Source organism: Novipirellula sp. (assembly GCF_041583735.1).
Classification (GTDB): Bacteria; Planctomycetota; Planctomycetia; order Pirellulales; family Pirellulaceae; genus Novipirellula.
Genome location: NZ_JBFHFD010000544.1, coordinates 1 through 5,949, shown reverse-complemented (window position 1 = coordinate 5,949; position 5,949 = coordinate 1). Strand labels below are relative to the sequence as shown.

The window sequence follows — 5,949 nt, the reverse complement described above, 5'->3', positions numbered from 1 at the left end:
GCAAGTCGCAGCGACGCTCAGCGGCGGCGAGTTATTGCGAGCGGGACTGGCGTGCGTCCTTGGCTGTCCCGTTCCCCCACCGCTACTGATCCTGGATGAACCCACCAATCACTTGGACCTTGAATCGATTGAATCCGTCGAGTCGGGGTTAAAAGCCTATGACGGCGCAATCATCGTCGTCAGCCACGATGTGTCGTTTCTAAAGTCGATTGGGGTGACGCGTGAAGTGATGCTTGAGGACGACGAATCAAAAAATCAGTTTCAGTGAAGCAAGAAGCCTCGGCAACGAATCGCGCAGAAAGGTAGAAACGATCGACCAGCCGAATGGATTTTATAGCGAAGCGGCACGAGCCGCCCGGTCAATTTCGAACGTTTTGTTCGTCGCAACGGGCGGGCCCCGCACCGCTACCCGACGCGGGCGGCCCTCGCCTTGCGAAGACCATTTGCAATTCGATGAAATCAACAATCCGTCGGCGAATCCCGCAATCATCAATGCTACTATCATCTCAGGTTGTGCGAGCGTGCACATCCTGATGATCGTGCACGCACGGTCTTAGCGACGTGTGCGCTCAGCGGACTGTGTTGCATTCGCCTCAGAGTCACCATCTTCACGTAGACTTTGATGGCATCGCACACAGCTGACGGTCAAATGGTTGTACGCCAAGGTGACACCGTCGATGTTCTTCCGTTTCGATTGTTTGATCAATTCATCCGTGACGAATTCAAATGTATTGACGTGTTTGCGATACTCTTTGTTACGACTCCGCACGAATCCTTCCATCGTATTAAGAATTCGCATTTTTTGAGCATTCGCTTGGATCGTATCAAAGTCCTGCATCGCTAGACCACGCAAGATGGCGGTTGAGTATTCCAATTTCTTTTCCATCCAAAAATCAAGCGGTTTCTCTTCGGATTCAACAATCTCCGTGGCCGTGCTGGATGGCTCTTGTGCGAATGAAACCGGCAGCAATACTAAACTGGCAATGACCCAAAATAGCGTCTTCATGATCTGTCTTTCGATGGTTGCGAAACGAAGTGAGGAACGATTCACTTGCAACAGGGCAAACCGAGTGCCGCGATCAAAAGAATTATCGGTCGCTTCATGACGACGCCACTGCATCCACACGAATTGCATCCACACGAATCACACACGACGCGGCGCTACCGTCCATTTCAAAACCCTTTGCGTGAATTTCATTATGCCTGCACCACCCTCCGTCCCACTTTGGCAAGTCGACGCGTTTACCGAGCGTCCTTTTCATGGCAATCCTGCCGCAGTTTGTCTCCTCGACACCGCCGCGAATCCTGAATGGATGCAGCACGTCGCGGCCGAGATGAATCTTGCAGAGACCGCATTTGTTACTCCCACTCGCATCAAAAACACTTTTGATTTGCGTTGGTTCACCCCCACCACCGAAGTCGATCTGTGCGGCCATGCCACCTTGGCCGCCGCCCACGTTTTGATTGAACAACGACAAGTCGACGAGTGCGTCCCCATCCGTTTCCAAACACGTAGCGGAGAGCTGAAGTGTCAACCGAAGGAAAGAAAAATCGCACTCGATTTCCCATCGACTCCCGCCAACGAATCACTTGATGCGACGGAGACACAAGCATGCCAGTCCGTACTTGGCATCACCGCAATTTTTGCAGCACGCACGAAATTCGATATTCTGTTGGTCGTGGAGGATCCACAAACCGTGCGTGAGCTGAAGCCAAATTTCGTCTCGATGGCGGACATTGAAACTCGGGGAATTATCGTGACCGCGTGTGCGGATGAAGAGGGGGTCGATTTTGTCTCGCGATTTTTCGCCCCACGCTGCGGGATCAACGAGGATCCGGTAACCGGATCGGCGCACTGCTGTTTGGCTCCCTATTGGTCAGCCCGGTTAGGACGGAATCCACTGATCGGATACCAAGCTTCCTCACGAGGCGGCATGGTCCACGCCGAAATCAAGGGCGACCGCGTCCAACTTAGTGGCAACGCTGTGACCGTGATGGAAGGCAAATTGTGGACCACCCCATGAATTCTGTGGCGCCAATCCATTTAAGGCATTATGATCCTTCGGACGCTCCGGCGCTACTAGCCCTGTTTTGCGACACGGTACGGCGTATCAATTTTCGTGACTACACCCTCGAGCAAATCGAGGCTTGGGCGCCGGCCGACATGCCGATTGAGCCTTGGGCAAGCCGATTTGAAGGCAAAATTGCCTATGTGGCTCAGCGAGGGCAATCCATTGCGGGTTTTGCCGATATGACATCAAGCGGGTATTTGGATCGCTTGTTTGTTTCGGCGGACTTTCAGCGACAAGGCGTGGCCAGGAAACTGCTGCGAGTGATGTTGCAGCGTGCCGCCGACCTGCAACTATCCGAAGTGACAACCGAAGCCAGCATCACTGCAAAGCCATTTTTTCTTGCTGAGTCGTTTGTCGTGGTCCAAAAGCAAACGGTGACCTGCCGTGGCGTCGAATTTACAAATTTCCTAATGCGACGCAGCGTCAGCTAAGCTCGTCAAGGCAACATCTCAGCGAAAGTCAACGATCACGGGACGATGGTCTGAACCAATATCCGGACCGACAAAATGACTGGCGACCTCGATTTCCGACCCCACCAATACGTGATCGATTATTAGCCCCGGCAGCGGTAACGAGCTCGGATTCCAAGTGCTGTGTAGTCCCTGTCCATTTGATGAGTTTCGCAAACCGGATTGTTTTCTCAATCGCCGAAACCAATACGACCACGGCGTGCAGTTCAAATCGCCTGCCACCAGGATTCGCTGGCCGCCCTGTTGTTTCACGTGCTCGGCGATAGCGTCAAACGTCCGGTTCCGGTCCTGCCAGTTGGAGGGTCGCATCGGAGGCAACGGATGTGTCGCGATAAGCTGTATCGGATCGCCATCGGGCAAATCGAGATCCATCACCACCGAAGGTAATTGCGTCTCCGCCGAGAACGAGACCACATCGCATTTTGACCAGCGATGTTTGCTAAAGACCGACATGCCGAAATTGTCTTCGCGAGGCAACAATCGGCGAAACGGATAAGTGTCGCGTAGTCCAAGCTGTAACGCACGCGTCCATTCCGCGTCCGTCTCTTGTAGCACAACCAAGTCCGGGTCGGTCTCTGCGATCACTCGCAGCACGGCGGCATGATTCGTGTTCCGCGTCAACACGTTTGCCGTCATCAACCGGTAAGTCGTGCCGGTAACTGGATCTGTCGGCCAATAAAACGGTAACAAACTGATCAGCAAACCGCCGCCGATCACAAGCAGGATTCCGCCGACGCGATGCCGCCTAAGCAGCACCAACCCAATTCCCGCCCCCAACAATCCCATTGTCGTTTGCACACGCAGATGGCTGGCCAAGTCCAGCAAATAATGCCATCTACCAAACATTCCGGCGGTCATCGCGGCAATCGCAACCAGTGCCGACGTGATTAGGAAAAGTTCCATGCACCGTTTTAATGCAAATCCAGAAACATGCACTGGACCGCGTTGATGTCCCGGTGGGTCCGATTGCTTGGCATCATCGCTAGTCATGCAGATCGAGTTGCGGGAACGAGTTGCGGGCAGAGTTGACGGTGGTGTCGATGACAAGAAAGTTGTCGCGTATAAATACGCTCATCCATCATGGCTGCCGCGACGTGACTGCCGGCTTCTCATCGTCCTTCTTCGTTTCGGAGACTTGCCGACGGTAGCCGACAAGGTAAAGCTCGCTATCTTTGGGAGCTTTGAATTCTTTAGGAAAATCGGTGCCCGATAGATCATAACAAACACGCATCGCATCCGCGTTTTTGATCTCGTAGATCGCCAAGATCATCTTGCCTTTATTGGGGCCCTCGGTGCTGTTGATCGTCATTCGCTTGGGGGTCGTCGTCGGATCGAGCGTGAATGTGCCGATGTCAGAGTGATCTTCTCCTTCGACAGCGACCTCGTACTTATTCTTGTTGATCTTCAACGTGATTGCCTTTAGCGCCGGAGGCGGAATCAGAACGCCACTGAGCATCGCTCCCTTGGGCTTCCAAATCCCGTCGAACGTAAACTTACTCTCGTCAGAAACAGCACCGGTATGGTTCCCATTTTGAGGTGGGTCCGCAAAGGCAGCGTGAACCAACCCTAGGCAAAGTAGCGCAACAAGGAAGCAAAATCGCATCGGGACACCGTCGGTTGAAATGCAAACAAGGGCAGCAAAACAAGAATAATCTTATCGACGGGCAGCAGGCCGATTACGGCTTCTCAAGCCGAATTGATTAAGCCTGGACCCCGGATAAGATTAGTATAAACGCCGATAATCGTCACGGGTGTGTCGAATAGAGATTGTTCTGACAACGGCACGGCACCGTTTGAATTCATTTGCATTTGAAGAGGCTTTATGCAAGTCCGACAGGCTGAAATCGGTGATCAAATCGACCTCGAACGTATTTATAGCGACTCGATTTCGTTGGCCGCCTGGTTGCCCGATTCGGTCCGCCGCAGCGTCATTTCCTTCGCGGCGGATTCTGAGGGCGAAATCGTTCACGTTGCGAGTGACGCCGTGAACAAGGTGCAGGGTTTCATCTCGGTGTGGCAACCCGAATCGTTTATCCATCACTTGTACGTCGCCCCCTCGTTTCAGCAGCAGGGTGTGGGAACGATGCTGTTGCAGTCGCTCGATACATGGTTACCACGTCCATGGCGTCTGAAGTGCACCCAAGCAAACGAAGCGGCGTTCGCGTTTTACAAGAAACGCGGATGGAACGTCATCGAACCGGGGCAGAGCGATCATGGCCCCTACTGGCTGATGCAATGCGAATCGATCCCGATCGCAATCCAACGCAGATGAATTGCCACGGACTAGCGATTGGTCGATCGGTCGGCGATCCACATCGCGACGTTGGGCCAAAGTTGACGATGCGACCGAGATCCCACTGCCAACCCAATGTGCCCCGCATCAATCGACATTGCCTGTACGTCTTTGGAACGGACGTATTTTTCAATCGCCAAGGTAGAGGCTGCCGGGACGAGATCGTCGCGGTCGGCAACCAGCATTAGCAGCGGACAAGTGATCTCGCTGAGCCGAACCAATTTACCATTCAGACGGAATTCGCCTTTGATTAGCTCGTTGCGTTGGTACAGTTTCTTCACAAACTCGCGGAACGTTTCGCCGGCAATTGGGATATTGTCGTTCGCCCAATGTTCCATCGCGAAGTAGTTTTCCAAGAAATCCTCGTCGTCTAACTTTTCATAAAAACTTTGATATTTTGCCACAAAGTTTTGGAGCGGATCACGTAATTGAAACGTCGACTGCAAAAACGATCCGGGGCAATTTCCAAACGCATCGATCAGACCGTCGACATCAAAGTGCTCTTCGCGAGTCCATAGATTCAGCAAACCACCATTGTTGTCAAAGTCGATGGGAGCCGCCATCAAGATCAAATTCCGCACCTGGGATTGGTACAATGCCGTGAACATCGTGGACATTGTGCCCCCCATGCAGTAACCCAGCAAATTGATCTGAGACGAGTCCGCGTCCTCACAAACGAAGTCGACGACGTTCTTTAAAAAACCGCAGACATAGTCCTTCAACCTCAACGAACGATCGGCCGCGGTGGGGATTCCCCAATCAATCAAATAGACTTCAAAGCCTCGCTTCAACAATTGACGAACGACGCTCCGTCGGGATTCCAAATCCAGAATGTAAGGCCGATTGACCAATGCGTAGCAAATCAAGATCGGCTCGGCCAAATCGACTGAATCGTTGCGAAAACGCAACAATTGAAGTGCGTCTTCCTCGTACACCACGTCATGTGGCGAATGTGCGATCTGCACGTTGCCGACGATCTTAGGCACCTTGGCCATGTTCAGCATCCGCTCTTGCATCCGAAACGTTTCTTGCCAAGCCATTTTTTGGTAATCAAAGAACATATCCAAAAGAGGTGTCATGTTCACGGTTCCAGTGTGAGTGTCGAAGGTTGAAT

General features: G+C 52.6%; 7 protein-coding genes and 1 pseudogene. 4 read left to right on the top strand and 4 right to left on the bottom strand.

Going from position 1 to position 5,949, the window contains the following annotated elements; genetic code table 11:
* A pseudogene (locus tag ABX962_RS27875) lies at positions 1 to 268 on the top strand (hypothetical protein); the annotation flags it as partial.
* A gap of 285 nt (positions 269 to 553) precedes the next feature.
* On the opposite strand, the gene ABX962_RS27870 reads toward ABX962_RS27875, so the two are convergent.
* Positions 554 to 1,006, bottom strand: coding sequence for a hypothetical protein (locus ABX962_RS27870; protein WP_372724354.1), 453 nt, complete (start codon positions 1,004 to 1,006; stop codon positions 554 to 556).
* 193 nt (positions 1,007 to 1,199) lie between these two features.
* Between ABX962_RS27870 and ABX962_RS27865 the strand changes: the two genes are divergently transcribed.
* Together ABX962_RS27865 and ABX962_RS27860 are read left to right on the top strand one after the other, a co-directional pair.
* Positions 1,200 to 2,024 (top strand): PhzF family phenazine biosynthesis protein, encoded by an 825-nt coding sequence (locus ABX962_RS27865; RefSeq protein ID WP_372724352.1) that lies wholly within the window; start codon positions 1,200 to 1,202, stop codon positions 2,022 to 2,024.
* Positions 2,021 to 2,503, top strand: a complete 483-nt coding sequence (locus tag ABX962_RS27860; RefSeq protein WP_372724350.1) for a GNAT family N-acetyltransferase — start codon at positions 2,021 to 2,023, stop codon at positions 2,501 to 2,503. Before ABX962_RS27865 ends, ABX962_RS27860 begins: the two co-directional genes overlap by 4 nt.
* A gap of 18 nt (positions 2,504 to 2,521) precedes the next feature.
* Here ABX962_RS27860 and ABX962_RS27855 read toward each other — a convergent pair whose 3' ends face one another.
* A complete protein-coding gene (locus ABX962_RS27855; RefSeq protein WP_372724348.1) occupies positions 2,522 to 3,445 on the bottom strand; it encodes an endonuclease/exonuclease/phosphatase family protein in 924 nt (307 codons plus the stop codon).
* A 175-nt stretch (positions 3,446 to 3,620) separates the two neighbouring features.
* A complete protein-coding gene (locus ABX962_RS27850; protein WP_372724346.1) occupies positions 3,621 to 4,145 on the bottom strand; it encodes a TIGR03067 domain-containing protein in 525 nt (174 codons plus the stop codon).
* 219 nt (positions 4,146 to 4,364) lie between these two features.
* On the opposite strand from ABX962_RS27850, the gene ABX962_RS27845 reads away from it, so the two are divergent.
* Positions 4,365 to 4,814 carry a GNAT family N-acetyltransferase gene (locus tag ABX962_RS27845; protein WP_372724344.1) on the top strand — a complete coding sequence of 150 codons (450 nt, stop codon included), beginning with the start codon at positions 4,365 to 4,367 and terminating at the stop codon, positions 4,812 to 4,814.
* An 11-nt stretch (positions 4,815 to 4,825) separates the two neighbouring features.
* Here ABX962_RS27845 and phaC read toward each other — a convergent pair.
* Positions 4,826 to 5,949, bottom strand: a 1,124-nt coding sequence (gene phaC / locus ABX962_RS27840; RefSeq protein ID WP_372724342.1) for a class III poly(R)-hydroxyalkanoic acid synthase subunit PhaC, incomplete at its 5' end; no start/stop codon positions are given.

What these genes read in the sequence shown, in the direction of transcription:
- ABX962_RS27865 (WP_372724352.1), top strand. Translation starts at nt 1,200, where the DNA reads ATGCCTGCACCACCCTCCGTCCCACTTTGGCAAGTCGACGCGTTTACC.
- ABX962_RS27860 (WP_372724350.1), top strand. Translation starts at nt 2,021, where the DNA reads ATGAATTCTGTGGCGCCAATCCATTTAAGGCATTATGATCCTTCGGAC.
- ABX962_RS27850 (WP_372724346.1), bottom strand. Translation starts at nt 4,145, where the DNA reads ATGCGATTTTGCTTCCTTGTTGCGCTACTTTGCCTAGGGTTGGTTCAC.
- ABX962_RS27870 (WP_372724354.1), bottom strand. Translation starts at nt 1,006, where the DNA reads ATGAAGACGCTATTTTGGGTCATTGCCAGTTTAGTATTGCTGCCGGTT.
- ABX962_RS27845 (WP_372724344.1), top strand. Translation starts at nt 4,365, where the DNA reads ATGCAAGTCCGACAGGCTGAAATCGGTGATCAAATCGACCTCGAACGT.
- ABX962_RS27855 (WP_372724348.1), bottom strand. Translation starts at nt 3,445, where the DNA reads ATGGAACTTTTCCTAATCACGTCGGCACTGGTTGCGATTGCCGCGATG.